This is a genomic window from Alloactinosynnema sp. L-07 (assembly GCF_900070365.1).
In the GTDB taxonomy this organism is placed as follows: Bacteria; Actinomycetota; Actinomycetes; order Mycobacteriales; family Pseudonocardiaceae; genus Actinokineospora.
In genome coordinates, this window is the sequence record NZ_LN850107.1 from 2115814 (window position 1) to 2140529 (window position 24716).

Annotated in this window: 29 protein-coding genes and 2 pseudogenes; 20 read left to right on the forward strand and 11 right to left on the reverse strand. The window is 66.7% G+C overall.

The genetic code is table 11. From position 1 onward, the window contains the following. Positions 1 to 68 precede the first annotated feature (68 nt). Complete coding sequence (locus BN1701_RS09460; RefSeq protein WP_157367878.1) at positions 69 to 344, forward strand: hypothetical protein; 276 nt, start codon at positions 69 to 71, stop codon at positions 342 to 344. An 88-nt stretch (positions 345 to 432) separates the two neighbouring features. Next, entirely contained in the window at positions 433 to 696 is a 264-nt protein-coding gene (locus BN1701_RS09465) for a CHC2 zinc finger domain-containing protein (RefSeq protein WP_054047478.1), read from the forward strand. Here BN1701_RS09465 and BN1701_RS09470 read toward each other — a convergent pair. Next, positions 693 to 1619 carry a hypothetical protein gene (locus tag BN1701_RS09470; protein WP_054047480.1) on the reverse strand — a complete coding sequence of 309 codons (927 nt, stop codon included), beginning with the start codon at positions 1617 to 1619 and terminating at the stop codon, positions 693 to 695. The genes BN1701_RS09465 and BN1701_RS09470 overlap by 4 nt on opposite strands. On the opposite strand from BN1701_RS09470, the gene BN1701_RS35405 reads away from it, so the two are divergent. Next, positions 1598 to 1783: a hypothetical protein gene (locus BN1701_RS35405; protein WP_157367879.1), complete on the forward strand. Its 186-nt coding sequence runs from the start codon at positions 1598 to 1600 to the stop codon at positions 1781 to 1783. The genes BN1701_RS09470 and BN1701_RS35405 overlap by 22 nt on opposite strands. Positions 1784 to 1815: 32 nt before the next feature. On the opposite strand, the gene BN1701_RS09475 is transcribed toward BN1701_RS35405, so the two are convergent. Next, positions 1816 to 3147, reverse strand: a complete 1332-nt coding sequence (locus BN1701_RS09475; protein ID WP_054047482.1) for a helix-turn-helix transcriptional regulator — start codon at positions 3145 to 3147, stop codon at positions 1816 to 1818. Between the two features lie 330 nt (positions 3148 to 3477). Here BN1701_RS09475 and BN1701_RS09480 point away from each other — a divergent pair, with 330 nt between their 5' ends. The 4 genes from BN1701_RS09480 to ltrA all read left to right on the forward strand — a co-directional run bounded on the left by BN1701_RS09480 (position 3478) and on the right by ltrA (position 7108). Beyond that, on the forward strand, positions 3478 to 3843 hold the full coding sequence (locus tag BN1701_RS09480) for a hypothetical protein (RefSeq protein WP_054047483.1): 366 nt from the start codon (positions 3478 to 3480) through the stop codon (positions 3841 to 3843). A gap of 32 nt (positions 3844 to 3875) precedes the next feature. Beyond that, the gene (locus BN1701_RS09485; RefSeq protein WP_172803224.1) at positions 3876 to 4238 is read left to right on the forward strand and encodes a recombinase family protein; all 363 of its coding nucleotides are present in this window, start codon (positions 3876 to 3878) and stop codon (positions 4236 to 4238) included. Between the two features lie 104 nt (positions 4239 to 4342). Further along, the gene (locus BN1701_RS09490; protein ID WP_054047487.1) at positions 4343 to 4819 is read left to right on the forward strand and encodes a hypothetical protein; all 477 of its coding nucleotides are present in this window, start codon (positions 4343 to 4345) and stop codon (positions 4817 to 4819) included. Between the two features lie 855 nt (positions 4820 to 5674). Then, positions 5675 to 7108 carry a group II intron reverse transcriptase/maturase gene (gene ltrA / locus BN1701_RS34135; RefSeq protein WP_197672071.1) on the forward strand — a complete coding sequence of 478 codons (1434 nt, stop codon included), beginning with the start codon at positions 5675 to 5677 and terminating at the stop codon, positions 7106 to 7108. A gap of 431 nt (positions 7109 to 7539) precedes the next feature. Here ltrA and BN1701_RS09500 read toward each other — a convergent pair whose 3' ends face one another. Beyond that, positions 7540 to 8145 carry an IS110 family transposase gene (locus tag BN1701_RS09500; RefSeq protein ID WP_054047491.1) on the reverse strand — a complete coding sequence of 202 codons (606 nt, stop codon included), beginning with the start codon at positions 8143 to 8145 and terminating at the stop codon, positions 7540 to 7542. On the opposite strand from BN1701_RS09500, the gene BN1701_RS09505 reads away from it, so the two are divergent. The 3 genes from BN1701_RS09505 (at position 8126) to BN1701_RS09515 (ending at position 11254) form a co-directional block, all read left to right on the forward strand. Continuing rightward, positions 8126 to 8722, forward strand: a complete 597-nt coding sequence (locus BN1701_RS09505; RefSeq protein WP_172803225.1) for a hypothetical protein — start codon at positions 8126 to 8128, stop codon at positions 8720 to 8722. The two genes, BN1701_RS09500 and BN1701_RS09505, sit on opposite strands and share 20 nt — an antisense overlap. A gap of 892 nt (positions 8723 to 9614) precedes the next feature. After that, the gene (locus BN1701_RS09510) at positions 9615 to 10598 is read left to right on the forward strand and encodes a DUF4192 domain-containing protein (protein ID WP_054047495.1); all 984 of its coding nucleotides are present in this window, start codon (positions 9615 to 9617) and stop codon (positions 10596 to 10598) included. Between the two features lie 176 nt (positions 10599 to 10774). Beyond that, entirely contained in the window at positions 10775 to 11254 is a 480-nt protein-coding gene (locus tag BN1701_RS09515) for a hypothetical protein (RefSeq protein ID WP_054047498.1), read from the forward strand. A 543-nt stretch (positions 11255 to 11797) separates the two neighbouring features. Here BN1701_RS09515 and BN1701_RS09520 read toward each other — a convergent pair. The 3 genes and pseudogenes from BN1701_RS09520 to BN1701_RS09525 form a co-directional block, all read right to left on the reverse strand. Next, a complete protein-coding gene (locus tag BN1701_RS09520; protein WP_054047501.1) occupies positions 11798 to 12436 on the reverse strand; it encodes a DUF6545 domain-containing protein in 639 nt (212 codons plus the stop codon). 54 nt (positions 12437 to 12490) lie between these two features. Further along, positions 12491 to 12544, reverse strand: a pseudogene (locus tag BN1701_RS38135) (hypothetical protein); the annotation flags it as partial. Between the two features lie 1306 nt (positions 12545 to 13850). Then, positions 13851 to 14210, reverse strand: a complete 360-nt coding sequence (locus tag BN1701_RS09525; protein WP_157367881.1) for a hypothetical protein — start codon at positions 14208 to 14210, stop codon at positions 13851 to 13853. A 236-nt stretch (positions 14211 to 14446) separates the two neighbouring features. Between BN1701_RS09525 and BN1701_RS35410 the strand changes: the two genes are divergently transcribed. From BN1701_RS35410 to BN1701_RS09535, 3 genes are all read left to right on the forward strand, one after another. Then, entirely contained in the window at positions 14447 to 14611 is a 165-nt protein-coding gene (locus BN1701_RS35410; protein WP_157367882.1) for a hypothetical protein, read from the forward strand. Positions 14612 to 14983: 372 nt separating this feature from the next. Continuing rightward, the gene (locus BN1701_RS35415) at positions 14984 to 15445 is read left to right on the forward strand and encodes a hypothetical protein (protein WP_157367883.1); all 462 of its coding nucleotides are present in this window, start codon (positions 14984 to 14986) and stop codon (positions 15443 to 15445) included. 408 nt (positions 15446 to 15853) lie between these two features. Then, complete coding sequence (locus BN1701_RS09535) at positions 15854 to 16222, forward strand: hypothetical protein (protein ID WP_054047508.1); 369 nt, start codon at positions 15854 to 15856, stop codon at positions 16220 to 16222. A 76-nt stretch (positions 16223 to 16298) separates the two neighbouring features. Here the strand turns inward: BN1701_RS09535 and BN1701_RS09540 are convergent, their stop codons facing one another. Both BN1701_RS09540 and BN1701_RS38140 read right to left on the reverse strand, forming a co-directional pair. Then, entirely contained in the window at positions 16299 to 16967 is a 669-nt protein-coding gene (locus BN1701_RS09540) for a HEAT repeat domain-containing protein (protein ID WP_054047510.1), read from the reverse strand. Between the two features lie 141 nt (positions 16968 to 17108). Further along, complete coding sequence (locus BN1701_RS38140) at positions 17109 to 17249, reverse strand: putative toxin (protein WP_082859752.1); 141 nt, start codon at positions 17247 to 17249, stop codon at positions 17109 to 17111. Positions 17250 to 17652: 403 nt separating this feature from the next. Between BN1701_RS38140 and BN1701_RS35420 the strand changes: the two genes are divergently transcribed. The 4 genes from BN1701_RS35420 (at position 17653) to BN1701_RS35430 (ending at position 20038) form a co-directional block, all read left to right on the forward strand. Next, complete coding sequence (locus BN1701_RS35420) at positions 17653 to 17802, forward strand: hypothetical protein (protein WP_157367884.1); 150 nt, start codon at positions 17653 to 17655, stop codon at positions 17800 to 17802. Then, positions 17799 to 18575 carry an AAA family ATPase gene (locus BN1701_RS09550; protein WP_157367885.1) on the forward strand — a complete coding sequence of 259 codons (777 nt, stop codon included), beginning with the start codon at positions 17799 to 17801 and terminating at the stop codon, positions 18573 to 18575. Before BN1701_RS35420 ends, BN1701_RS09550 begins: the two co-directional genes overlap by 4 nt. Positions 18576 to 18771: 196 nt before the next feature. Beyond that, positions 18772 to 19557, forward strand: coding sequence for a hypothetical protein (locus BN1701_RS35425; protein ID WP_157367886.1), 786 nt, complete (start codon positions 18772 to 18774; stop codon positions 19555 to 19557). A 226-nt stretch (positions 19558 to 19783) separates the two neighbouring features. Then, complete coding sequence (locus tag BN1701_RS35430) at positions 19784 to 20038, forward strand: hypothetical protein (RefSeq protein ID WP_157367887.1); 255 nt, start codon at positions 19784 to 19786, stop codon at positions 20036 to 20038. Between the two features lie 269 nt (positions 20039 to 20307). On the opposite strand, the gene BN1701_RS09560 is transcribed toward BN1701_RS35430, so the two are convergent. Genes BN1701_RS09560 through BN1701_RS35435 form a run of 3 tightly spaced genes read right to left on the reverse strand, consistent with a single transcriptional unit; the run spans position 20308 to position 22977 of the window. Beyond that, complete coding sequence (locus BN1701_RS09560; protein WP_067521140.1) at positions 20308 to 21669, reverse strand: replicative DNA helicase; 1362 nt, start codon at positions 21667 to 21669, stop codon at positions 20308 to 20310. Beyond that, entirely contained in the window at positions 21653 to 22825 is a 1173-nt protein-coding gene (locus BN1701_RS09565) for a hypothetical protein (protein WP_157367888.1), read from the reverse strand. Before BN1701_RS09565 ends, BN1701_RS09560 begins: the two co-directional genes overlap by 17 nt. Continuing rightward, the gene (locus BN1701_RS35435; RefSeq protein ID WP_157367889.1) at positions 22822 to 22977 is read right to left on the reverse strand and encodes a hypothetical protein; all 156 of its coding nucleotides are present in this window, start codon (positions 22975 to 22977) and stop codon (positions 22822 to 22824) included. Before BN1701_RS35435 ends, BN1701_RS09565 begins: the two co-directional genes overlap by 4 nt. A gap of 176 nt (positions 22978 to 23153) precedes the next feature. Here BN1701_RS35435 and BN1701_RS09570 point away from each other — a divergent pair, with 176 nt between their 5' ends. The 3 genes and pseudogenes from BN1701_RS09570 to BN1701_RS36395 all read left to right on the forward strand — a co-directional run bounded on the left by BN1701_RS09570 (position 23154) and on the right by BN1701_RS36395 (position 24558). Next, positions 23154 to 23423 (forward strand): hypothetical protein, encoded by a 270-nt coding sequence (locus BN1701_RS09570; RefSeq protein ID WP_197672072.1) that lies wholly within the window; start codon positions 23154 to 23156, stop codon positions 23421 to 23423. A gap of 119 nt (positions 23424 to 23542) precedes the next feature. After that, positions 23543 to 23917, forward strand: a pseudogene (locus tag BN1701_RS09575) (Crp/Fnr family transcriptional regulator); the annotation flags it as partial. Between the two features lie 257 nt (positions 23918 to 24174). Next, positions 24175 to 24558, forward strand: coding sequence for a hypothetical protein (locus BN1701_RS36395; protein WP_067520623.1), 384 nt, complete (start codon positions 24175 to 24177; stop codon positions 24556 to 24558). The last annotated feature ends 158 nt before the right edge of the window (positions 24559 to 24716 follow it).

Here is a 24716-nt window from a genome sequence, read left to right on the forward strand (position 1 = left end):
CTCGTGCGCGCATGGGGTGCCGTAACGACCAGGCCGTCGCAGCCCAACGCAACATCCGCGCCGCCGTCGTGCTGCTCGACTGGCTCACCGCCCACGAACTCACTCTGACCACCGCCGGCCAAGGCAACCTGTACCTCTGGGAGGGTGCGGTCGCGCAGCGACTCGGCGTGTCCATCATCGTCGTTCACCGCCGAGCGTTCGACATGGATCTTCCTCTGCGGTCGCAGGCGCAGCGAGATCGCTGCGATCGCCGCGAGGTCATCCGCCTCTGGGACGAAACCTTGACCAAGACCGAGATCGGCAGGCGCCTGGGCATGTCTCCCGGCCATCTGGCCAGGATTTAGCGGGAACTCAATCTGCCGCCCCGCCAGCGCGCGCCCCGCCAGGCTGGCTGAATCCAGATTTGGGTGCGCGTTGGCATACGGTGCCCGTATGCGGATCGTGGCGGCTCCTCTCCCGGGGCCAGGTGAGCAGGACATCGTCGAGGTCGTGGGCCGGTACACAGTGCTGCGACCATTCGGCGAGAGCCAGTTGCGTGGTGCCTGCCCGTTCTCCCGCTCGCAAGCCTTGCGGGTCCGGCCCGCGTTCGGCACCTTCCACTGCTTCCGCTGCGGCGTGGGCGGCGACGCCGGTGCGTTCGCGGTCAAGATCACCGACGTTACGAACGCTCTGCCTGGCCCCGACCAGTCTCTCTAGCGACCCCGCCAGAGATCTTCGTCTGGCTCGTAGTCGGCGTATGGTTCCTCGTCAGGCAGTTCGATCTCGGTGTCCAGCCCCGCGAGGTCAAGTTCGTCATTCTCGAGGTGAAGCCCGCAGAGCGCACAGTCGTAGGCATCGGCGTAGAACACGACCATCGGGGAAGGTGCGCCGTCCTCGTCGATCCCGCCCCAGTCGACGTCGGTGATTCCGTGGAGCCAACCCCTTCCCTCGCAGGCCGGGCAGCCGACGGGATGGTCATGGTCGCTGGAGTAAGGGTTTGCCGCGCTCAACGCGGCAACGATCTGGATGCGTTTCTGGCTCACCAAACCCTGAATCCGCCGGGTGTAGGCGTCCTTCGCGCGCGCCACCTTCGCGGCGAACGCCACCTTCAGTTCGCTGGCGTGGTCGTCCACGAGCTGGTCATGAAGCGCGAGGAAGTCACCCCAGTACTGCCCGGGATCTTGCCCCAACTCGGCCAGGACCGGGTCGACGACTCGAACGAAGGTGGTCAGGACATCCCTCACCTCGTCACGGTCGTGGGTTGCCGCATGAGCGATCCCGTTGCGAGCGGCGAGCACGGGCTCGAACTGCGGTTCGCTGACCGTGATCTGCTTGGGCAGCAGGCGTTTGACGCCTTGGAACGCCGCTGCAAGGCCGATGGTCTTCGTCGGTGTCACCGGTCGCTTGGCTCGGTTTCCGTGACCGGTCGCGTGCAACATCGAGTCGAAGTCTTTCGGGTCAACGACGAGCGCGGGATGCAGCGAGGCGAGGTAGCTCTTGAGCAGGTGCTCGAGTGCGATGCCGATGTGGTGGACCGCGAAGTCGTGGGAGTGCCCGCCCGGGGGGAACGCAGCGAGTCCGATCGCGGTCCAGCGCCGAGACGATTGCAGCAGCTCGCGTGACTCCATGGGCAGCGACACTACTGGTCAACAGGGCGCTGCTCGGGCTGGTGCTCGTCACCGAACACCAGGTCGGCGTGGCGCTGGCACAGCAGGCGGCGCGGTGGCGGCCGGGCAGCTTCTCCGCCCACCTGGCGGGCATCCCGCACAGCCAGCACCTTCCGCCGCGAGCGGGCAGCCGCTGAACCCCGTGCTCGACCATCAGGTCGCGAGCCGGTTACGCCGGTTTCAGAGCCCGGTCGATCCGGGCGTTGAGTTCCCGCACAGCGGGGATGGTGCGGTGTCGGCGTCCGGCGATGCGCAGTTGCCGCAGGGCCTCGAACACCCGGTCGGAGCGGATGGGGCCGAGGCCGTCGAGTGCGCTGTGGCCGAGGGTGGCGGCGTGGTTCGGGTCGTCGCGGGCCATGGTGAGGTGGGCGAGGTTGGCCATGGCCAGGGTCTTGCCGCGTGACTGTTGCTGGGGGAACCGGTCGATCGCGGCGACGAGGTGGGCCTGGGCTGCGGTGTGGTCGCCGCCGTTGACCGCCAGGTGCAGCAGGGCGCGGCCGAGGTCGCGTTCGAGGTGGGCGGGCCCGTAGTAGGCGATCCAGTCCGGTTCGTCTCCTCCGCTGCGCGCGAAGGCGTCCTGGGCTTGGCCGGTGGCGGTGAGGCAGTCGGCTTCGCGGTGTCCTCCGGCGAGGCCGAGAGCGCGGGCGTGGCGGGTGTGCATGACGGCCTTGACCACCGGGGTGAGTCGGTCGGCGCGGACCAGGGCGGTCTCGGCGAAGCTGAGCGCGTCGTCAGGTCGCCCTTGGTGCACGGCGAGGTTGGCCAGCCCGGAGAGCGCTTTGCCGCGCATGGCCCAGTCGCCGGCCTCGGTGGCGGCACCGACCCCGAACCGGAAGCAGCGTTCGGCCTTGGCGTGGGCTCCGGCGTCGAAGCACATGCCGCCGGCGATGTCGGCGAGGTCGGCCACCGCGGAGAACAGGTGCTGGCGCACTGTTTCGGTGGCGAAGCGGCCGTGCAGCAGCTGCGCGGAGGTGGACAGCTGGGTGACGACGGCGTCGGCGGACAGGCCGCTGCCGAACAGGTGGTCCTGGGTGGCGAACATGCGGGCGAGGTGGCGCACCTGGTCGACCTCGGCCTGCCCGACCCGGCGTGGTGGTGTGTCGGGTGACGCCGCGGCGGCGAACGCGCCGAGCGGATCGGCGAAGGCCATTCCGGCGACTGAGCCGGTCAGCACCCGCAGGAAGGTTTTGCGTTCCACGTCGTCACCTCCATCGTGCGGCGGGCGGGGTGACTCCACGGTAGCGGCGCGAGAGCGGGTACTGAAGAAGCCCAGATCGCCATCGCTGGACCGGTGCAGTGCCTGCCGCAGGGCGGCCCGGTACTGCTGGTTGGGCCAGCGGTGGATGCCGCGTTCGAGCTTGCCGATGTAGTCAGCGTCCATCGCCCCAGCGGTGCCGGTCGCCTGCTCTACCTGGGTGTTCGCCAGCTCCGCGAGCTGCCCTTGGGTCAGGTTCGCGGCTTCGCGGGCAGCCCGCAGCAGGTCGTTCGGTTCGCCGGACACCCGTCATCCCTCCGCGACGACTCGACTGCCCAGCGTAGCTCTCCCGCTGGGAAAACGCGGGTGTGAGTGGCGAATCCTCCGTCCAATCCTCCGTGCCCGGCCTGCTCAATCCGCCGGGTGCGGCCGGTCTTGATCTCCGTGGTCGGCTCGGTTCCCGCCGCGACCTGCTGCGAGCAGGCTCGATGGCAGGGCACCTGGTGCCGGTGCGAGACCGGCCGGACGAGCTTCCCCCGGGTCCTGCCCGCGAGGGCGGGGCAGGCAGGACCGGTCAGAACCCGATCGTTCCCGGCACCGGGTGCCTCCCACTGCCGACGTGCTGGAGGGACTGTCGTGGACGAGGCGAGGACACCGATCACCGAGGCCGATGCGGTGAGCCGATATCCCGAGCTGGCTCAGCTGGCGGGCATCCGTGACGCGGGCTGGGTGTTCCGGCCGTTTCATGACCAGCACGACCAGCTCATGGGCCTGGCCGGGAGCCGGTCGGTGGACCAGTACACCGACGCGATCTACCTGTTCGACCGCTCGCACGTCATCGCCGCGAGGGTCCAGGCCGAGGAGTACGGCGGCGGCTGCGTGTGGATGCGCGACGGCACCGACGTCGCCGAGGTGGTCACCGACCTGCTCGGCCTGCCCGAACCCGGCGAACCCGGCGCCCCCAGCCTGGTCATCAGCCAGTCCCTGCTGTGGGCGCCGTGATGCGCACCGCGATCGGACAGTGCCCTCAACTGGTGTTCGGGTACACACGCAGCGGGGTCGACCGGCCCGGGTTCCTGGAGGCATGCCGGGAAGCGTTGGAGACCTGGTGTTCCCGGGAGGGCTGGGAGCTGGGCGCGGTGTTCACCGACGTCTGCTCCGCGCTGGACACCGAGGACCGGGTCGGGTTCCGCGGCCTGCTCGGCGCGGTGACCGGGCCGAAGCGGGCCGCTGCCGTGGTCCTGGTCGACGGCGGGCACCTGTCGTGGCAGGCCGACGTCGTGACCGAGCTGGTGGCCCAGATCCGCCGGACCGGCGCGGCCGTGCGAATCATGGACGGCGGGCTACCGCCCGCCGCCGCGCGGCTGTGCACCAGCCAACGCGGGTGTTCGTCGTGAGCACCGTCGCGTGGGCGGAGATCGTCGCGGCGGCCACGTTCGCGGTGCGCCTGGCCCGCTGGTGGCCACACCGCCGCCGTGCTGCCGGACCACGGCCGTGACCGGTGTCCGCCCAACTCGCCGCAGCGATCGTCGTGGCCGCCTGTCTGGCCGGGTTCGGCGGGTGGCTGGCCCGCGATGTGCTGCGCCAGCGCCGAAGCCGGGCCGCCGCCATCCGGCTGGCCCTGCTCTACAGCCCGGCACCGGTCGCCATGGGCCGCCATGACGGGCACAGCGACGAGGCCGTCTCCGTGGCCGACCTGCTGATCCGCGCCGCCGAGCAGGGCCGCGCCCTGCGCCTGAACTGGTCGGCGGACGACACCGACCCGCGTGGCTTGGCCACGACCACCGACGACGACTGGCCCACCGGGGTACTGCCCAGGATCGAGGACGACATGCCAGACCCCAGCACCACCAGCGCGGTCGCCGAGCTGCCCCGCCGCGAGCCCGGCAGCATCCCGGAACCGCTGCGGCCGGTGCCCATCCAGGCCGACCCCGACCTGCTCGACCGCGTTATGCGCGGACTCCGGCGGCTGGAATAGCCAGCCGAGTTGTCGGGGTGCTCCAGCAGACTGCGAGACCAGCCACAGCCGATCCCGACCGAGGGGAGGAGTGTGCACGATGTTGTTGCCGCCCTTGGGAAACGCCACACAGCTCCGGGTACGCGCCCGTCCGCCGCCACCCAACCGGGAGCGCTGACAGACCGGCGGAAACCGACCCGACGAGAACTGAAAGAGTGACCGAGGTGCGACACGAAGTCGCTCCATTCAAGCAAACGGCCCTATGAGAGGAGAAAGTGAGTTGAGGGTCGTTTCGGACCTGTGTCCAGGTCCGTCCCCACGCTCGCATGCGTCGCTGGTAACGGCGGGGTGTGAAGCCGAGTGTGAAAGCCCAAGAGCGGCCCGCGCCATCGGGTTGCAACAGGTGAAGGGGAAGATTGGCCGGGCGAATGTGAATGAACCCTTGATGACGCCTCGTTACTCTTACGTCGTGCCGATGGCGGTGTATTCGGCGGCGCTAGGGCCTGACGCGGAAGAGCGTAAAGCGGCCTCCCTATTTTTGGTTGGGGTGGAACGGACACCGCAGGTTCCGGGGTTAAGAGGGCGCCCAACCCAATCGCATCTTGACGGAGCGGAACGTGGAAACCCCGTTGGAGTCCGGGCGGCGCGCCCGGTAGGCCGGAGGCAACAAAGGCACAACTCTCCAGCGGGACAGGATGATCCGAGAAGCGAACGCCGGTGGGGCGAAAGCCCAGGGGAAAACGGATACGCGGCTTCCTCGCCGTCCCGCATAACCCGCCGGATACGGGCGATGCCCGGCCCGAAAGGGAGCTGACGCGGATCAGGTAGGCCCATGAAGACCAAGTGCCGGGAAGTCAGAACCGAGGGACAAGTTAGATGCCGGAGGCTCAGGTGGAAACAACCGCGACCGTGGCTGATCTGCCAGCGTCGGCGAACGGACCCGAGGGCTATGCGCGGGCGTGGCACAGTATCGACTGGGCGACGGCCGAGGCATCAGTACGGCGACTGCGGCAGCGCATCTTCAAGGCCGCGCAGGAAGAGGACCTGGTCAAGGTCCGGAACTTGCAGAAACTCATGCTGCGTTCTCACTCGAACATGCTGGTCAGCGTCAAGAGGGTGACGCAGTTGAGCGCTGGCCGTCGGACTGCGGGAATCGACCACGAGACAGCCCTCACTCCTACCGAGCGAGGACGGATGGTGGCGGAGATTGCCGCCAACCCGATGTCTTACGATGCCCGTCCGGTTCGGCGCGTGTACATCCCCAAGGCAAACGGAGAACAACGCCCACTCGGGATTCCCGTACTGCGTGACCGCGTGTATCAAGCTCGCGCGAAGAATGCGCTGGAACCCGAGTGGGAAGCCAGGTTCGAGGAACGAACCTACGGCTTCCGCCCTGGTCGGAGCTGCCACGACGCGATCGAGGCGATCTTCAAGGTCACGGCCCTGAAACGGGCCAAGAGATTGTGGGTTCTCGACGCGGACCTGTCTGCGGCATTCGATCGAATCGACCATGACCACCTGCTGTGCACCATCGGATCGTTCCCCGGACGGGACATGATCCGCGGCTGGCTGCGAGCAGGAGTCATGGACAAGGGGCGTTTCGCTCCCACTGTGGAAGGAACGCCGCAGGGCGGCGTGATCAGTCCGTTGCTACTCAATATCGCCTTATGCGGGATGAGTATGGCCGCTGGCTGTACCACCGTGTCGCAGACTAACTGGGCACGCCGGGACAAGCCGACGCTGGTGACGTATGCGGATGACTTCGTGGCACTGTGTCATAGCGAAGCTGAAGCATACAAGGTCAAGGAAGAGCTGTCTCGGTGGCTTGAACCCAGAGGGCTATCCTTCAATGAGGAAAAAACGCGAGTCGTGCACCTCACCGAAGGATTTGATTTCCTCGGATTCAACGTCCGCCGACATGGCGACAAAATGATCATCAAACCTAGCAAGGCGGCCGTCAAGAGGGTCCGAAAGAGGCTCCACGACGAGGTGCTCGCTCTGCGAGGAGTGAACTCCCGAGCCGTGGTGAAGAAGCTCAACCCGATCATCCGTGGGTGGGCTACCTACTATCGGACGGTGGTATCCACGAAGACGTTCGCGTCCTTGGATCACTACGTGTGGATCCTCACGAAGAAGTGGGGCGAAACATACACACCCGAGGAAGTCGATGACCTGGGCCGTCTCCAGGTACTTCGGCAAGTTCAACTCGTTTCGGCAGGACAAGTGGGTGTTCGGCGACCGGGAGACCGGCGCCTACCTCTACAAATTCAAATGGACCAAGATCGAAAGGCATGTACGGGTCATCCATGAAGGAGTGGGGTCGGTCAAGGACTGTTGTTGTTGTGGTTCGGCCTGGTTTGGGGTGTGCGTGATCGTGGCGGCGGGGTCAGGGCCGGGGCCGTAGGCCCCGCCCCGGAGGGGCTTGGCCTTGACGCTGTCGCCTCGGGTCACGCGATCATGGAGTTGGCCGGACTGGTTCCAAGGGCTTGGGTCTTTCCGGGCGCAGGGGGTGTGGTTCGGTCGCTTTCACCAGGTCCAGCCGGTGCTGGGCGGGCAGCCCCTTTGTGGGGGTGCCGGTCATCCATTCGCGATGCCACCCCCCCTTTGCGCGGGGGGTGGGGCATGGTGGGTTGCGGCCGGTGATCGGGTGGGGATCAATCAAAGGTTCGAACACGCCACCGACATGGGTGGGGATGCAGACCCGCAGCGACCACGCACCCGATCACCACCTTCCATCCCGTTCACCCGGTGACCCGGGGTCGTGGGACGACGCTCAACGCGCGGATGTGTCCATCACGCAGCCCGTAGAACGCCAGGGTGAGCAGCTTGCGGGCCACCGCGACGACGGCGATGTTTCGGCCCCGCCGCGCCGCGATCCCGTCCCGGGTCGCGGTCAGCCACCCGGTGTCGGAGGGGACACGTTGCGCGGCCTCCACCACCGCCCACCGCAACAGCCGCGACCCTTGTTTGGTGATCCGCCCCCGGTGCACCGTGGTGTCGGACTCGCGGTGCCTGGGGGTGAGCCCGGCCCAGGAACACAACTGGCGTGGCCCACCGAAGCGGTGCACGTCCCCGACCTCGGCGACGATCACCGCCGCCAGGATCGGGCCCACCCCGGGAATGGCCTGGATCGCGCGCCAACCGGGATCCTTCGCGACCCGGCGGATGATCAACCCCGTAACAGTGGCGACCTCGAAATCGACCGCCTCGATCAACCGACACAACGAGTTCACCCGGGCCCGGAACACCGGATCCAACGGCGCCGCCGCCAACAACACCCGCCCACGCACCCCGAACACATCGGCCACCTGCAGATGCAGACCCTGCTTGGCCAACACCGCGTGCACGCTCGCCTTCAACCCACAACACGCCCCCGACGACTGGGTCGACACGGTCGATGTCCACGTTGCCGCGCGCGCCGCGGCAGTCCGGGGCGACGTTGACATTGAGCAGGGGTGGACGCGCTGGGGACGGGTCCCCAATCAGCACGGACTGCATCTGGTGCCGACACGCCGACCCCGGTCAGGTCGGCGGATGCATCCAGTTCCGAGTGTCCTACCGGCGGGCTTCTCCCAGGCCGATCCGGCCACCGACGACGAGCCGTCGCAACTCGAGGCCGACCTTGCCAGCGACCCCGCCGCGTTCGCCAGCAACCTGATCGACCAGCTCGGCTTCCGGGTCAGGCATGGCACGCTCGTTGATCATCTGGAGCAACTGGTTGCCAGTGACGAGCCGACCTGGCGCGGCGATCCAGCGGCCGCGGTCCGTGTGTTGATTTCGGTGCTTGCCAATGTCCTCGCCATCGGCGCACGGGGGTGCTTCACACGGTTGATGCGTGCCGCGTCGGTTGAGTACGTCCTGAGCGTTGCGGCGCGCCGGTTCACGCAGGTCCGGTGCTGCCCCACGGCGGTGACGGCGTGCTGAACCGGGCGTCTCCTGCCAAGACCGTCGCGCGGTGCGCTGTCCCTCGGTCGACTGCGAGGTTATAGGCGGTGCCACGTCGCCGCCGCTTGACATCGACGACCTCCGCGCAGCGACAGCCGAACTTGACGAACTGAGCGCGGCGTCACCCCGCTCGGGGGCGCTCACACGTTGCGCCGGAGCCGGGCCGGGCGCAAGCCGAAAAGCGTGGCTTGCCCCCTTCCCCCGGCACCAGCGCCACCGGGGCGCGCCCCGCCGAGCGGAGCGCCACCACCTGGTGGCCAAGCCCTAGGACCTCCCTCGAGAGCGAACGCCGATCCCAGCACGTGGTTTTCGCGCACTGGCTGGACCGACCAGCCCGGCCGGGGGGCGAACCGAGTCAGAAAGGGGCACTCGTGGCCAAAGTGACCCACGAACAGCAACGTCTGCATGCCCAGGCGGCCAGCTGACCGACCTCGACCGTGACCTGACGGTGGAGGAACGCGCATTCGTCCTCGACCACTGGAGGGCGTCGTCGACAGCCCGGTCTGCCTCCGACCGGGCGTACTTCACCCCGGCCGGGCTGGCGGGCTGCTTGGCCCTGCACGTCGGTGGTAACCGGATCATCGACCTGGCCGCCGGCATTGGCCGCCTGTCCTTCCACAATCGGGACCCCTGGGCGCGACCGCCGCACGGCGGCCAGGAGTTTGTGTGTATCGAGCGCAACCGAGCGCAGTATGCCCGCCAGGCTCCCCGTCACCGGCGACATGTTGCACGGCCAGCTGGCGCTGCTGGATCGGTAGCGGGCTCGGCACAGCGAGGACTTCGACACCGATCCGGTTGCGCGGCGCCGACACGTCACAGCGCCAACTTTGTCCCACGCCAGCGGGTCCCACTCAACCCGTAGGAGAACAGAATGCCCGACTTCAGCCACGACTCTTTCGACGCCGATGCCCCGATCCGGGTCCAGGATCCGGGGGACTTCATCGCCAGCATCCCCGCCATCCTCGGATTCACCCCGTCCGACTCGCTCGTCGTCCAGATCGTTGACGGGCCGACACTTCGGGTCGACCTACCAACCGCCGCCGGCACCAGCGGGTTGTCCCGACACGTCACCGACGTCGTCTCACGCCATGGGCACACGGTGATCCTGGTCGTCGTCGGCGGCCACGACGACACCGCGACTTCCGCGCGCGATCTGATCAGCAGGCTGATCGGTGACCTGTCGGACGCCGGGGTCGAGACCCGCGCGGCCTGGTGGGTCTCGTCCATCGCAGCGGGCGAACGGTGGACCTGCAGCAGGGGCGACCGGCACGGCATCGTTCCTGACCCCACCGCGACGGTCGCCGCCGCGAAGAGGGCGTTCCGTGGAATGCCGACCTATTCGTCCAGCGCGGAGCTGCAGGCCACCCTCGCCCAGGACGCGCCCGACGCCCTTGAACGTCGCGCGCGCCGCCTCGCCGAACTCCGCGCGACGACCGGGTGCGCCAATGACGGATACGAGTTGATCAAGACGGCTGTCGAGGCGGCCTCAACCGGCACGAGTGTCGGTGACCTCGACGAGGATACCCTCACGCGGATCGGGTACGCCCTGACCGCCGACGACGGCGTGTTCGGCCAGTGCCTACTCGACCTGGCGAGCGATACGGGCGGCGTCCAGTCCACAGCCCTGTGGACGCGACTGGTGCAAGCGATCCCAGGTCGCGAGCGGTCGGCTCCCGCGATCCTGCTCGCGCTCGCCAAGCACCTCTCCGGCGACAGCCCGCTGGCCAACCGCGCACTGCTGATCGCGGACACCGCCGACCCGACCCGCCACCTGACCCGACTTCTCAGGACCGCCTTCGAGCACGGGGTTTCCCCTCGGGAACTGCACCAAATTCTCAGAAGCCTCGCCGCGTAGCGACCTTGCTCGTGACCACTCGGTACCCCGGCATCAGCCACGCTGCTGGATAGGTAGCCGGTTCGACCCCGCGCGAACCGCGGCACCGCGATCGCCATACCCAACCACCAAAGCCTGGCCAACGCCCCTTGGGTCGGTGGCGGGCCAGTCACACCAGATACGAATGGAGAGCTTCGATGCCTCACGCCACCGCCGACCCTGTCATCCCCGCCCGATCCGTCGTCATCACCGACCCTGATACCGGCGCGGAGCTGTCCACTGTCACCGCCACGGTCGTCACCATCGAACGCCGCGAGGAAAACGGCATCCTCGGCCGCATGGTCGGCCTCGACGCGAACCTGCTCATCCAGTTCGCGGGGGCCACGGATGCGCACAGCTACCACCTGTCCCGGCTGGTCGACGAAACCTACTGGGTGCAGGACGCCCACTTCGGCCCCAACAGCTACCCATACTTCAGCAACGGATTCGGCGCACGCTACCTGAAGCCGCGCCTCATCCACGCCGCGTTGGAAACCCTGCTCGATGAGGCAGCGCTCGCCCGCAGCCTGGCCACCGGGATCGGACCGGAGACCCCACTGGTGCTCGCCGTCCAGCCCGACGACGGCGACGCGCCACCTCCCCGGGGCGCGGCGCGACGTGGGTTTGTTGCCCAGTAACAGGTTTGTGGGGCGAGGTCGAGGACGTCCGGGGGCGCGTCGCGCACCGGGCGGCGCCGCGCACGCTGGTCGACTCCGGTGGCCGCGGCAAACCGCGCGAGGATGGCCCACCGCCGATCCTCCCTCCGATCGGGCGGTGCGCCGTCCTCGACCCAGCGGTTTGACCCGGCCCCCTCCTGTCGAGATTCGACGCTGCTGGTAGTGATTCCGACTTCCCGCAGTCAGGACGACGCCGACGAAATCCCATCTGGTCATGGGATCAGGTCGGCGTCCGATGTGGGCAACCCTCGCGTCGCCCGATGATCTCGACAGACTGCAAGCGCCTCAGCTACTGCCAGCGCATGTTAGATGCGACCGCGACTCACAACACGGCCGCGCCCAGTACAGCCCGGGTACCCGCCCAGGTCGGTTGCCGCACTGCGGCTGGGCGCGCAGGCGAGCGCGGAATGCACTATCAACGTCACCGCGCGCCGTCGGGCGGGTGCATCCTGGCCGACGCGCACAGCCACTGCGGTGGCGGTCGCCGCGCCCACGAGCCGGTGATCACGTGCCTGCGACGAGGCGCCGGATGTCTGTCATGAACGGGTGCCCCATCCACCCTGTGACCCGCGCCGACCACCGAGCCTCCTCGACGAGGTCGTTGTAGGCCAGAGTCCAATCCCGATCGGTTCGCCGGTTGATCGGTGACGCCGAGATCGCCATTGGACGGCCGAGTCGTACGGCCTCGATTGCGGCGGTGAGCTCACCAGCGTCTCGCAACGCTTGCGCGTCCGTCCGCGACTGCGGAACTCGGTTGACCAGAACATTGATCTTCTCCGAGACCTCAGGCGCGACGTAGGCGCGAAGGCGCAACTTCGCGTCGCGGATCTCCACAGCCCGGCGACATAGCAGGTCAACGTCGTCGGCGGACGTGTAGTCATCGGACGACAGCACGATCTCGGGCAAGATGCTCGCAAGTGCGGTCCACAGGGGAGTGATGGCGTTCAGGGATCGACCCGTGTGGGCGCGTTGCAGCGCGGGAGCGGCTCGCATGTGCATCGATGCGCGTGCGACTCGGCTCATCAGGGTTGAGGCGAACATCTCCGCGGCTTGTTCCAGTTCGTCCTTGTACAAATTGCGGGCCATGAGGGCGCGGATTAAGGCGGGCGACAGGTTTGGCACCAACCTCTGCAGCACGGCCATCTCTTCAGCCTGAGGCTTCGGCGCGTCGAGCTGTCCCTGTCTCGACTGGTCCGCTACGCGCATGTCAGCGTGTCCAAGGAGAAGATGACCAAGTTCGTGGAAGATGATCTGCGTTTGATGGACGGCCGAGGTATCCGCGTGGTAGCAGACATAGACGACATGGTCAGTGGTTACGAGGGCACCGCACGGCGCTGAACCACCCCAATGGGTAGGAACCAGAAGAATGCGCGTTCCTCTACGCCGTGCCACAGTTGCAAGCAGGCGAGTAACGCTGAAGGGTTGCGGGATATCCATCCCGTCAAGAATCTCAGCGCACTTCGCTCTTATCGTTGAAGTTGTCGACACCTTCTGCCCACTCCTAATTCGGAACCCTTCGGCAGGCTCGTCGACGGCCAGAGATCCACTTAGGCCGATCCCACATCGAAGAGATGTATGTAGGGTCGAAGGGTGAATCCCCGGCGATGTGGACGGTGGCGTTGAACGCACCCAATGGCAGCGTCGTCCCACACCCCCATGACGGCGAGCGTTCCTCGATCCCCTGAGTGACGTCGTTGTGTGGAAGAAGAAAGGACGTGCTCGACAGGTTTCTCGACCAGATGACCGCGCCTTGGCACTTCCTTTGATCGGGGCTATGGCTGGCGGTGTCTGCCGGGGCCACCAGCGGAGCCGAAGATGGGGCTGCGAGTCCGAAACAGGCCGATGCGGCGGGGGGCGAAGCGTGTCCGCCGCTATCGCCGGGGCCGCCGCCCAGATAGCGGCGGCGGCCGCCAGGGCGGCGACGATGATCACCTTTCGCATGTTGAGAATCTCCCTTTAGGTGTGACTTGACCGTGAGTGGTGGTGCTGTCGGCTCTGGGAGCAGCCGACCCAAGCGGTGGAGCGCTCCGCGGCGGGCAGATCGTGACCCAGACTGTCGGGTGCTGGCTGTGCGGTTTCGATTGGTCTTTTCAGCGGATTGGCACGCTGGACTAGGTCGGCCCCGCTCGCCACGGTGACCGACTGGCCAGGAAGGAGGCTGCCTGGGCAACCAACCGTCCTCGTTGAGGTGACCGCGGCCGTCGACGGGCGTCGGTTTCGAGCGCTAGCGCGACGTCCCGGGCGTCCCTTAGCCGGCGTGCTCATTGTGTTCCCCCGAAACTGTGAATGGCTGGTCATCCGACCTGCCCGGATGTGGCACCCGAGGGCTGGCGAGGGACTTTCCTGTGCCGCACTGTCCCGTCGCGCTCAGGGCTGGTCCGTTGCCTGGCGGAGTTGGTAACTCCCGGGTGCGGCAAGGGATTCCGCTGCCCTGTGCGGTTGTCCCGGTTCGAGCGACTGGTACCAACGCTAGGCGCGGTGCGACTCGTTGCCTACTCGTGTTTTCACTGGTACTTCCGATCGGCCCAATCGTTGCCCAGTGATTCCACGGGGGCGGCTAGTACTGCAGCCGCTGTGTGTGATCGTTGGCGGCGGTGTCGTGATCTCGGCAGCTGTCGAACACGAGTTCGCCGATCGGGTGAACGGCGAGTGCGCGGATGGCGCTGTGCGTCTGGTCGCCGTCGCGGCCGGTCCCGTCGTGCGCTCGCATGTGGGGGTCGTAATCGGCGAGGGTGGTGTAGGCGTTGCCGACCCAGCGCAGGTGGTCCAGCTGTGGGCGGCGGTGGCAGGGGGCATGCGCAGCCAGAGCGCGCACGTAGGGCGCGACCGTCGAGGTCGATGAGGGCGTCCAGCCAGTCGAGTCAGAGTGGGTGGCGCGGCGGAGGCTGGCCAGTGCGCAGGAGGCCATGGCAGGCACGCGTCTGTCCTCAAGACGATGCCGTCAGCGGCGAACACGGGATCGACAGGGGTGGCGACGATGTCCGCACGGTTGGCGGCGGTGATCAGAGTGTCGGTCACCGCTACGCCGGTCGCAGGTGGGCCTCACGGTGACGGGCGAGCAGGTTGAACAGGCGAGCGGCGACGGGCTCGATGTCGAGGGTGGTCAGATCGCGGGCCACACCGGCGGCGGTTTCTCAGGGCCAATTGCCCAGGGTGATCGAGACGTCGAGCCTGCCGTCGGCGATCCTGGACTGGCTGTTCGGGCCGGTGCCGCCGTGGTCGCCGATGGCGATGATCGCCTCGTCTATCCGGCTGGTCCAGTTGAGTGCGATGGCGACGTCGTCGCCGTGGGTGCCGCAGCCTCGCGCTGCCCAGTAGCGGCGGCCGAGGACGGCCAGCGCGACGGCGCCGAGGTCGGGTTGGCTGTCGCGGACCAGCCAGGCTTACCCCAGCGAGAGGGGGTCGCGGGTGTAGTTGCTCCCGCCGGTGTTGGAGTTCACCAACAAGCGGTGCTGGAGCCTCTCGGTGTCTTTGTGCGGCGTGACCTTGCCGTCCAGCGCTCCTACCCGCGCCAGGCCGCATCCCATCGTCGAGTGGGTTGACGCTGAATCCAGAAGGTGATGGTCTCTGCAGGGCTGCACCTGCCGGGAAGAAGCGCCTCGGATCGAATGTTATGCAACATGACATTCGGGCGGCTATGCCCTACTGTGGCCAGGAAAGGGACCGGCGAACAGCAGGGGTGCATCGGCGGTGGGTTCCAACCAGCACGTGACACAACTCGCGCGGCAGGTCAATCGGTTGTTCGAGGTGGCCAAGCGGCCGGACGGGCGCAAGTGGACCAACTCCGACCTAGCCGATCACATTACGAGCCAGACGGGATCTGCCTGCTCTCGTCAGTGGGTTGGACAGATTCGCAAAGGCGCGGCGGTCGAGGTTCTTGCCTCCCGCTTGGAGGCCATCGCGTCCTTCTTCAAGGTTCCGGTCGGCTACTTCACTGACTCTGACCGAGCCAAGGTGATCGACGCCGAGATCGAACTGGCGGTCGTGCTTGGGAAGCTCGGTTTGGTGAATGGCCTCGCGGAACTCGAGGTGAAGGGTCTACATCTGCGACAACTCACCGAGTTGCATCCAGACGATGTTCCTCTTGTCACCTCGATGTTGCAGACATTGATCGAGCAACGTCGCCAACGTGCGGCCAACGACTCAGGTTGAGCTGCCGGGACTGACGATGGCCGCCATCTTTGGTTGGTCCGGTGCGGCAGCGAACGGAGCGCACCTGGGCCGGCGGTCGAGACGTGCCCGGCGGGGACCATCACGGGATCGCGGTTATCACTCGGTCGTCGACGTGGACGCGATCGATGAGGGTCGTGTCCATGCTTCAGGTCGGCAAGTTGGTCTCCAACGGGTATTGATGTGGCGGGCATTGGGCGGGCGGTTACGGGTGGGCCAGTGCCTGAGATCTACCACCGCCGATCGTGCGGGGACGGCACGTTTGCGAAGCGGAGGTGGCGACGAACTCGCCCGAGCGCGGGGAGCAACCGTGATCGATCGCGCGGTATCTCGATCACGTGGCCGAGATCGCACTTGGCGGACGCGCGACCAGCGGTTACCGTCTCGAACATGCGTTCGGATGGCGAGGTTGGGACCGAGGGTTGGGAAGCCCCGCTGGTCGACATCGATCACGGCATCCGAGAACACTCGAAGCCCGTATGGGTCCGGCTGGGGCTGCTCTACATCCGCGGCCCCGGAAAGCCTAGGCATCTGAATCCCGCTGGGATCGTGCTCGCCGGCGAAGTCCCTGGCCTGCTGAGCGCGTGGAAGCCGATCGACAGCGGCGAGTTCATGGGCCGGGTCACCTACCCGGTCGACCACATCGACGGCCGGGCGCCGATCTGGCTGCAGGACCAATGGATACCGGACTACGCCATCCGCACACGCACCGAGAAGCCCGGAGAGGACGCTCTTCGCGCCTGGCACGCCCGCCGCTGATCAGCTCGGCGACACGAGCTTCCGGCGGCCTCGTCGCCGAACGCCCGTCGAAGGGACCGTGCCATGGGCAGTCCGGTTACGGTGTGGCTTTCTTGCCTATTCCCAGTGCTTTCTTGGCTTCGTTGCGGATCCAAGTGTCAGGGTGGTTTAGGAATGGTTCGAGTGCCTCTGACGCTTCTGGTGCTTTGAGTTTGCGGAGTGCGACGATCGCGTGGCCGGCGACGACCTCGTCGTCGAGCAGTTCGATGAGTACCTGGACGGGCCGGGTCTTCTTCATCTTGCCCAGGGCGATAACGATCATCTCGCGAGCCTTGCCGTAGCGGCGGTCGCGGGCGAGTTCGACCAGATCGGCGCACACGCTGTCATCGGCGACCACTTCAAGTGCGTTGCCGATCGCCCAGCGGAGCCCGCTCTGTGCGTCGTCGTCGAGGTCGCGGAACTGGCTGATGAGAAGCGGTGCGGCCTGTGGTTTAGCCCAACGCACCGACAGTGCCCGGACCAAGGATTCCTTCACCCGCCGGTCGGTGACTTGGGGCAACCACTCCATGAGCATGGGGATGGCGGCGTGGTAGTCCAACTTCTTGTTGAACAGGTCCCAGACGGAGTCGACGTCGTACCCTGCCTCGCGTAGCTGGTCGACCCACGGTCGCTCCAGCGCGGCGTACTCCTCTCGACGCTGTTGGCGTACCTGTTCGCGGTGACGTGCCGCGGCGACGAACTCTGGGTCGTTGTTCAGCTTGTCCATGAGTTCTCCGGCGGTAACACGAGGGCGGCGCTGGTTGGGTATGGGAGATACTTTAGGTGCTTTAGTATGACGCCGCCCCGCGTCACTGCTGCTTCGATCTGGGCGGACAGCTTTGTCACGTCCCCCGGCCAAACGGTTAGCTCAAATATGAGGCCGTCTATTTTTAGCGTAGATGACGCCGCTGCGAAGTTGGCTGCTATATGACTGGTATGCCACGTTCCTAACCTCACCAATCGCGTCGTCGTTGAGCACGTCAGGAACACGATAGGTTTCTGCCTGCATACGATTCTACGCGGGTCGTATTCTTGACGATGTCAGCTGCCGACTCGCCAGCGTTCCCGGTTTGTCGTACTCCTGCCATGGTCTTTTGGCCGAGTTGGCCACGGCCGTGCCATATCTGCTCCGGCGGTGTCGAGGGGCGGTCGACGAGGGCTGGACCGGCCACGATGACTCCGGCGACCACTCGATCAGCGATCTCAACGGCTTTGACCAGGGGGCGTGAGGCGCAGATTCGAGAATCCGGAGCTCAGCAGTTGCCGCAGATGGCGGCCCGCTGCCTGCGGTAGCTTGAGGGGCGACCTGGCGCGATGATCCGTTGCGTCGGGTCGAATCGGGAAGTATCTGCGACAGCCTGGAGGCGGTCGGGGTGGGCGCGGTAGGTGCACTGCCTGCGAGGGTGGCCTGGGTGCCGTTGGCCGACGCGGTTGCGGAGTTCCTGGACACGATCGCGGTGGAGAGCGCGCGTGCCAGGTTGGCGGTGAGCGCGGCGTTCACCCTGCTGGGCGAGACCCCGACCCGCGCACTGCCCGATGACGCACGACAGGACTCCTCGTGAGCAGGGCACGCACCCGCACCGGCGGGTTCATCGAGCGGGTGCGGCTGGACCCGCACGCGGGCACCGGCCGCTACCCGTTCACGCTGCCCATCGTGCGCCACCTCGACCGGGTGGGTGGGCTGGAGTTGGACCCAGCCGTGACGTTCCTGGTCGGCGACAACGGCTCCGGCAAGTCCACCCTGGTGGAGGCGCTCGCGGTGGCGGCCGGGTTCAACCCGGAGGGCGGGTCGGCGTCGTTCCGGTTCGCCACCCGCGCCACCGAATCCAGTCTCGGTGATCACTTGATCCTGTGGTGGGGCACCCGCAAGCCCCGTACCGGGTTCTTCCTGCGCGCGGAGTCGTTCTACAACGTGGCCACCGAGATCGAGGAACTCGCCAAGGAGCCGGGCCCGTCGCTGCTGGCCGCCTACGGCGGCGTTTCGCCGCACGAACGCTCCCACGGCGAGTCCTTTTTGGACCTGGTGACGCATCGGTTCGGGCCGGGCGGGTTGTATCTGCTCGACGAGCCGGAGGCTGCGCTGTCGGTGAAGGGCTGTCTGGCGCTGGTCGCGCGGATCGCAGAGCTGACCGGACAGGGCAGCCAGTTCGTGATCGCCACGCACTCGCCGATCCTGCTGGCGGTGCCCGGGGCTCGGATCCTGCAGGTCGACGGTGACGGGCAGATCGAGCGGGTCACCTACGACGAGGCGGAGCCGGTCATGCTCACGCGCGGGTTCCTGGACTCGCCGCAGCGGTTCCTGCGGCACCTGCTGGCCGAGGACGGCGCGGAGTGAGCGGCGAAGGCCCAGGTGGCGTGGTCGGAACTCAACGGGAGACGACGGCTGTAATTGTCCGCGATCCTGGACTTCGTCCAGACCACCGGTGTCATGCCTGGGTGAGGCGGGCCAGGACCTGTTCGGCGTTGCGGTGCAGTGGCACGGCCATTCGAGACCGCCGATAGGCTATCGGAACGTAGCAGATTCTCGCAGAATGAACGGGCTGAATATGACCGATGGAGAATATTTCGAGTCTATCGAGAGCCGAATTCTTCGAGTCGTGATAGACCTGGGGCTTTCCAAAATCGAAGGACATTCCGCCGAGTCTATCGTAGAAGACGTACTCCGAGTCCCAGCAACCTACGAAGAGTATGCGGGGCGAGATGCGGGCGTACCAGCGCGACTAGTAACGCTCGAAGTTGAAGTAGATCGCTTGCACGGCTGTGTAGAGTTGCAACGATTCTTCGGCGAGCTAGTTGGCATGATTGAATTCCCGCTCTCTACAGGGTTGACCTACGAATGTGGCGATGAGTTGGAATCGTCCGTATACCTTGTGCTCGTGGGTCACTATCGAGCCGCTTGCGCATTGCTGCGGTCCTTTTGCGAGATTGTGCTGCTCGACACATATTTCTTCTTCATGGGGGATGATCAAGAGTGGAAGGAGGGTGATGTCTACTTGCCCTCCGGTAGCAAGATTGCTGACAAACTATTCGCCGAGACGCCAGCGATGAAATCTAGACTAAAAGAACACATTCGCGTGCTCAATCAGTATGTTCACTACACGTCGGCAAGGTACCAGGATCCCATCTACAGGCGCTGGGACCCAGAATATTTCGCGCGCTGGTTCGCCCTATTTAAAGAATCTGTGACGTTAATGATCGCGACGCTACTTTTTCGGAACAGCTTTAGAGGACGTGAATTGCCCTCGGATCGGGTATTAGATGAATACTGCCGAGAGACCTGGGGCTCCCTGCTTGACCTGCTGAAGGGGAGCCCATGAGGCGATAAACCCACAGGTATTGACGCCTCGATCTGGCTATGTCTCTGTGGATTCGATCATCGCCCGCGCGCACCAGCACGCCGCCGGAGCACGGAAAAGGGGATGCGCAGCAGGAAACGCCGGGCGGGGTGAGAGAGAGTCGGAGCCGGATGATCACGCGCTGGGCCGGTCACCGGGTGGGTGGACCGCGAAGTTGCATTTGGCTGTCGAACAAGGACAGCGGCCGTTGTCGCTGGTCGTCGCAGGACAGCGCGATGGCTCTCCCCAGTTTCAGGTGGTGCTGGGTGGTATCCGCATCGCTCGGCCGGCAGGTGGCCGCCCCCGCACCCGACCGAGTGCGCACATCCCTGCGCTGTCCGACATTCCTGCCGCTGAGTTCTGGCCCCTGGTCTTCAAGCATGAGCTGCCTGCGGTCGTCGACCCTGCGGCGGCGTTGCGTTCCGGACTCGCCGCGGCGATCCGCTCCGCCCACCGCTGGTGAGCCCGCCCGCGGGACAGACGGGGTCGTCACCGTCACGGTGGTCGGCGCGTCCCGGGTCGCCGAGGACTGGGCCACCGCGATCTTCGACGGCATCGAGTCCTCCACCGCGTGCCGCCGGTTGTCCGGTGTCCGGGTTCAGGGCTCACTGAAGTGCGGGACTGGGGACCGGTGGCTCAGTCAATGTGAGCAGTCGGGGTGGATCAGGGAATGCGGGTGATCACCCGATCAGCCGACAACTTCGAGGTGGCAAGTTGGCGGGGCGGAGAAGGTCAGTCGATGGCCAGGTTGGCGAAGCGTGCGTAGTGGGCTTGCCATGCGGTGTGTGCGGTTCCGGTGCGGCCTTGGCGGTTCTTGATGACGCAGAGGTCTGATTCGCCTGCGTGGGGGTCGGTGGGGTCGTCGACGGCTGGGGTGTGTACGCCGATGACGGCGAATGCGTCTTGTTCGACGGCGCCGGAGTCGCGTAGGTCGGCGAGTTGGGGGCGTCTGTCGACGCGCTGGGCGGACTGCCGGTTGAGTTGGTGGAGCAGGACTATCGGTATGTCGAGTTCGCCGGCGAAGATTTTCAGCTCGCGGGTGAGTCGGGCGAGTTCCAGTGCGCGGGTCTCGGGGCGGCCCGTGGTGGCGACGAGGCCGAGGTGGTCGATGATGACGAGGTCGAGGCGCCCGTGCCTCTGTGTGTGGCGGCGGACGGTGGATCGGATCGTGTTGCTGGTCTGGTAGCTGGCGTCGTCGACCCAGAGGGCGGAGTTCTCCAGTTTCTTGTGCGCGGCGGTGAGTTGGCGGCGGTCGTCCTCGCTTAGGGGGCAGCCGGGTTTCTTGGACACGCGGTCCAGGGGGACGCCACGGGGAGGGATGGCGGCCAGCATTCGCTGCATCAGCAAGGTTTGCGACATTTCCAGGCTCTGGATGAGTACGTGTTTGTCCTGTTCCAGGGCGGCGTGTCGCGCGAATTGAAGGCCTAGGAGGGTCTTGCCGTGGCCTGGCCGTCCGCAGACGACGGTGATCTCGCCGGGTTCCAGGCCGCCGATGATGTCGTCGAGGTCGCGCAGTCCGGTGCGCACGAGGTCACGGGGCGTCGTCTCATCCAGCATCGCGAGAACTGTGGTGGCGGCGAGCCCGCCGGTGATGGGTCCGCGGGAATCGTCTTGGGCGCCTGCGGTGGCGTCGAAGAGCGTCGCTTCCGCGCGGTCGACGATGTCGGTGACGTCGGCTCCGCCGACGCCGTGGAGACCGAATTGGGCGATACGGGTACCGGCTTGCACCAGGCGCCGCAGGATTGCCTTCTGGGCGACGATCTCGGCGTAGTAGGCGGCGTTGACCGCGGTGGGTACTGAGGTGATGAGGGTGTGGAGGAACCCGTGTCCGCCGATGCGGGCCAGCGCTCCGTCGCGCTGCAGTGCGGCCGCGATGGTGATCGGGTCTGCGGGTTCGCCTTGGGTGTAGAGGTTCAGGATGGCGGAGAACACGCGGGCGTGGTTTGGCAGGTAGAAGTCGCGTTCCTCCAGGATTTCGGTGACTTCACCGATCGCGTCCTGGGACAGCAGCATTCCCCCGAGGACCGCCTGTTCGGCGGTGAGGTCCTGCGGCGGCAACGCGGCGGGATCGACATGATCAGGAGAGGTCGGCATCACGGCACCCGGTGATCACTGGTCTGGGCGTGGGCCGGTGATCACCGGTGCCCATTCGCGTAGGGTCCGCTCGATCGGGCGGCGACGGGTGTTCCGGCCGGCGGGCGCCTTTGGTGCGTGGGTTGCACTCGCAGCGGTACACGGTGCCGTCCGGCCGAGTCCGTAAGCGGGTTCTGGCATCGCACGGGTCGTCGCCGTCGGCGCGTACCCGGTCGCAGGTGTTCGCGGCGGGCGTGGGCTTCGATGTCGGTCGCGGGGGAGGTGGCGGGATGGCTCGGAGGCGAGCGACGACGAATCCGGCCTTGTTGGCGATCGCGGCCCGCGCTGATTCGATCTGGGCCTTGATCCAGTCGGCGAGTGTGTGCGGGGTCCAGCCACGGGTGAACGCGACGTCGATTTCGCGGTGCACGGCGCGCTGTCCGCCCGCGTCGACGGCGGCGATCGAGGTGGTGATCACCATCCAGAACTGGTCATGCATGGTTTGTTCTTTCTCATCAGTCCTTCGGACTGATGCATGAAGGGCGACCGGTTCCGGTCCTTCGGTGCGACCTGGGTTCGGCGGTCGTCGCACCTGGTCGGACCGGGTGACCAGTTTCGGTATGCCGGTGGGGCCCGTGGCCCGGTCGGACCGAGTTGCCGCTCGCGGTAGTCCGGTCGAGAGATCGGCAGGTGGCGCCGAATGACCGGATCTGGTGTGTCGGTGGGGGACGGGCCTGCCATCGGCAGCGACGCGGTAGGTCTGGCCGCCCACGGTGATCTGGCTCGAAGGGGCGTATTCAGCGGCCAGTTCCTCGATGTCGCGGTCGGTGTAGCGGGTGTGTGCGTGGCGGGTCTCGGTTTCGATGTGGCCGTGGGGCAGCCTGGCGCGTACCTCGGCCCAGTAGCCGAGTTCGACGAGTTCGCGGCGGGCGGCCGCGGCGACCCGCCGCGACGCTCCCCAGGTCGCCGCCAGTTGGGCCAGTGTCAATGGCGGGTCGCCGGTGACGTGGAACCCGACCGAGGCTTGAAACGCGAGTACGTACGGGTTGGTCGTCAACTGGTACAGCTCGCGAGTGATCGGGACGGAATCGGGCCCATTGCGCAGCGGGCGCAGCCGATGGTGGCCGCCATCCGCAGCTTGAGGATCCCGACTCGTTCCCGCGGCCGAGCCAGTCATCGCCGCTCCGCATCGACGGATCCGCCGTCGATCGAGTCATCGATCGCCGTGGTCGTGGGTACCCCCAGTGCGGGACTGGTGAGGTTGACATGGGCGAACCCAGCCCGCCAAGCGGGCACGCCGGTTCCGCGCAGAGCAGGAAATGTCAACATGGATGACATTCTATGGGTCGCGTCTGTGACGGTGGGGCCAGAATGGGATGTAACCCGACAACATCTTGCGGCAACTGGGGCGCCCTGGTCGAACTTGCTGCAGTAGCGCGATGGGGTGGTTCGAGTGGGCCGGTGCGGGCGTTGCCGACCGCGGCGAGTGTGCGGTTGGCCGACCAGTGGCCGCGTTTCTGGACACGATCATGGTGGCGAGCACCCGCCGCGGGTACGCGATCGCGTTGGGCCGGATGGTGCGCGACTTCGGTGCGGATGCGAACGTGTGGCTGCTGAACCCGGACCGGGTAGAGGGCTGGTTCAGCCCCGCCTGGGGCGCGTGCACAGCGAAGGCTCAACACCCGGTTGACCGCGCTCGGCTCGGCGTGCGCGTACTGGCGCCAGGAGTGGCTCGCGGTGATCCGCTGGCGCGGCTGCGCACCGGGCCGGGCTGATCACCCTGGGCCCCGACGGCATCGGCATCGACCGCAGGCCGCCGCCCTAGTTCGCCGAGTTCCGTACGCGGCCGTGCGGTCGTCCCGAATCGGGACGACCGCTCGGCCGCAACGACCACGCGATCAGCGTCGAGCGCGCTGCCCTGCGGCAGTGGATGGCCCATCGCCCGGAACTCGCCGAGCAACTGCTGCGCGCCCTGGCGCGGCGGATGCGGCGCACGACCACCATGGTCTCCGATCTGACCTTCACCGACGTCCCCGGCCGCGTGGCCAAGATGCTGCTCCTGCTCGCGCAGCGCTTCGGCACTCAGGAGGCGGGCCGACTGCGGGTCAACCACGAGCTGACGCAGGCGGAGATCGCCCAGCTCGTCGGCGCCTCACGCGAGACGGTCAACAAGGCGCTGGCCGACTTCGCCCAACGCGGCTGGCTGCGCCTGGAGTTCAAGAGCGCCCTGATCCTGGACCCGGAGCGGCTGGCACGCCGCATCCGCTAGCAATACGGGGGCTGGCGAGATCGCGCACCTGCGCGGCGCATTTCCCGAGATGTGCCCGGCCGCATGTACAGGCGGGGCCGGTGATCGGCCGGAACCACACTGCGGCTGCGCCGGTCGAGTGGTGCGTCCGGCGGACCTGCGTGGCGGTCCGGGCTGATGACAAGCGGGCTTCTACCGTGGCCAGTGACTACGCAGGTTCGCCGGGGCCGGTTCACAGCCGCGCAGGTCCGCGGCACGGGCCGGATGGAGCTGAGCGCGTGGACTCCGAGCACGCCGACGACGCCGTCGATCTCGCGCGCCTCCAGGCGGCGCTGGACACGTACACGCAGTTGGCTGAACGTCGCCGCGGTCGAGGCCTTGGAGTGGGCCAGCTTATCGAGCACCAGAAGGCCCAGAGCGAGCTGTGTGAACTGACTGGACAACCTGATCCCGACCTTGCCTGCCGGCAGGCCCGCCATCATCTGGGGATTCCCCAGCCCATCACGCCTGGGGAAGCGTGCCCTGCCTGCGGTAACCGCGGCGCGCACCTGTGCGGGCGGCAGTGGCGGCAGGCCGACGGCACCATAGGAACCCGGCCCAAGGGCGGGAGCGTGCGCACGGTCGGCGGCGGGCTTCCCAGCCTGGGCAAACGAACAAGCTAATACCCCTGCGAGCCTAAATTCATACCCCCGTTCATTGTGGGTATGAATTTAGGTCCGAAGCGGCATGGGTAGATGCTTGAAACATTGCCTGGACAGCCCAAATCCCGCAGGCGGCGAATTTAATCTTCGTGAGGGGAGGTGAACCATGGAAGCCGCCC

What these genes read in the sequence shown, in the direction of transcription:
- BN1701_RS09510 (WP_054047495.1), top strand. Translation starts at nt 9,615, where the DNA reads ATGCCCGACTTCAGCCACGACTCTTTCGACGCCGATGCCCCGATCCGG.
- BN1701_RS09565 (WP_157367888.1), bottom strand. Translation starts at nt 22,825, where the DNA reads ATGACTGGCTCGGCCGCGGGAACGAGTCGGGATCCTCAAGCTGCGGAT.
- BN1701_RS09515 (WP_054047498.1), top strand. Translation starts at nt 10,775, where the DNA reads ATGCCTCACGCCACCGCCGACCCTGTCATCCCCGCCCGATCCGTCGTC.
- BN1701_RS38140 (WP_082859752.1), bottom strand. Translation starts at nt 17,249, where the DNA reads ATGCAGGCAGAAACCTATCGTGTTCCTGACGTGCTCAACGACGACGCG.
- BN1701_RS09520 (WP_054047501.1), bottom strand. Translation starts at nt 12,436, where the DNA reads ATGGCCGTGCTGCAGAGGTTGGTGCCAAACCTGTCGCCCGCCTTAATC.
- BN1701_RS35425 (WP_157367886.1), top strand. Translation starts at nt 18,772, where the DNA reads ATGAACGGGCTGAATATGACCGATGGAGAATATTTCGAGTCTATCGAG.
- BN1701_RS09540 (WP_054047510.1), bottom strand. Translation starts at nt 16,967, where the DNA reads ATGGACAAGCTGAACAACGACCCAGAGTTCGTCGCCGCGGCACGTCAC.
- BN1701_RS35435 (WP_157367889.1), bottom strand. Translation starts at nt 22,977, where the DNA reads ATGTTGACATTTCCTGCTCTGCGCGGAACCGGCGTGCCCGCTTGGCGG.
- BN1701_RS09560 (WP_067521140.1), bottom strand. Translation starts at nt 21,669, where the DNA reads ATGCCGACCTCTCCTGATCATGTCGATCCCGCCGCGTTGCCGCCGCAG.
- BN1701_RS09535 (WP_054047508.1), top strand. Translation starts at nt 15,854, where the DNA reads ATGCGTTCGGATGGCGAGGTTGGGACCGAGGGTTGGGAAGCCCCGCTG.
- ltrA (WP_197672071.1), top strand. Translation starts at nt 5,675, where the DNA reads ATGCCGGAGGCTCAGGTGGAAACAACCGCGACCGTGGCTGATCTGCCA.
- BN1701_RS09465 (WP_054047478.1), top strand. Translation starts at nt 433, where the DNA reads ATGCGGATCGTGGCGGCTCCTCTCCCGGGGCCAGGTGAGCAGGACATC.